This window comes from Ameyamaea chiangmaiensis (assembly GCF_013376175.1).
In the GTDB taxonomy this organism is placed as follows: domain Bacteria; phylum Pseudomonadota; class Alphaproteobacteria; order Acetobacterales; family Acetobacteraceae; genus Ameyamaea; species Ameyamaea chiangmaiensis.
This window is the reverse complement of the sequence record NZ_JABXXR010000307.1, coordinates 1-1,322: the sequence shown is the minus strand read 5'-3', so window position 1 is coordinate 1,322 and position 1,322 is coordinate 1. Positions and strand designations below refer to the sequence as shown.

Below are 1,322 nucleotides of genomic sequence, written 5' to 3'. Positions count from 1 at the left end.
CGGCCGGGCGCGGGCCACGGGGACCGCCGCGTGGGCCGCCGTGAGAGCCGGACACCGTCGGCTGATCGATGGCCGAGACCTGCACTTCATCGGCCTCGGTCGCCGCCATGCAGGCATTGAAGCGATCGGTCATCTCGGGGGAAATCTCGAACTCGGTGTGTTCGTCACCGATACGGATCGAGCCAATATCGCGCTTCTTGACGCCGCCCAGGCGGCAGATCAGCGGCACCAGCCACTTTGGATCGGCCTTGTCGCGACGTCCCACGCTCAGACGGTACCAGGCACCGGGCGCGTCAAGGCGGGGCGCGGAGTCGCGCGGCGCGCGGTCGTCGTGGGTATGACGCTCCTCGCGCGTGGGGCGTGGGGTGTCGACGGACAGCGGGCGCAGGTCTTCTACTGCCGGCAGGCGCTGCTGGTACAGGCGCACCAGAGCCGTGGCGAGTGCGTCCTTGTCATGCGCCTCGGTCAGCTTTGTCACCAGAGTGGGGTCGATATGCCCCGTCTCGGTCAGGATCGGGGAGTCGAGCAACCGCTCCGCATCGCGCTCACGCACCATGGCTGCCGTCGGGACCGGGTCCCAGTCGGCCGTGACCTTCGCACCGGCCAGAAGGCGCTGCGCACGGCCGCGCTGGCTCACCGGCACCATGACGACGCAGGTGCCCTTGCGACCGGCGCGGCCGGTTCGTCCGGAGCGGTGGAGGAAGGTCGCCGGATCGGTCGGCAGATTGCCATGAATGACAAGGCCGAGGGCCGGGATGTCGATACCGCGCGCGGCCACGTCAGTTGCGACGCACACGCGCGCCTGCCCGGAGCGCAGGCTCTCGATCGCGCGGGTGCGCTCGTTCTGGCCCATCTCGCCGGAGATGGCGACCGAGGCGAAGCCGCGCTCCATCAGGGCGGACTGCACCTGGCGCACCATCTCGCGCGTGCCGCAGAACAGCATCGCGGTTTCGCTCTCGTAATAGCGCAGGACGTTGACGATCGAACGGCCGATTTCCTGCGGCATCGTCACGACGGCACGATAGGTGATGTCGGCGTGCTGCTTGGCGCCGCTGGCCGTGTCGATGCGCAGGGCATCGCGCTGGTAGCGGCGGGCAAGCGACGCGATCTCGCGCGCGATCGTGGCCGAGAACAGCAGCGTGCGGCGATCGGCGGGCGCGGCGTCGAGCAGGGTTTCCAGTTCCTCGCGGAACCCGAGGTCGAGCATCTCGTCCGCTTCGTCGAGCACGGCGGCGCGCAGGCCGCTGAGGTCGAGATTGCCACGGTTGAGGTGATCGCACAGCCGCCCGGGCGTGCCGACGACAATGTGGGCGCCCGCGTTC

At 69.5% G+C, this 1,322-nt stretch carries 1 protein-coding gene; it reads right to left on the bottom strand.

From position 1 onward, the window contains the following. Positions 1 to 1,322 (bottom strand): DEAD/DEAH box helicase (locus HUK82_RS16635; protein ID WP_176614970.1); only part of this gene is annotated, 1,322 nt, incomplete at both ends.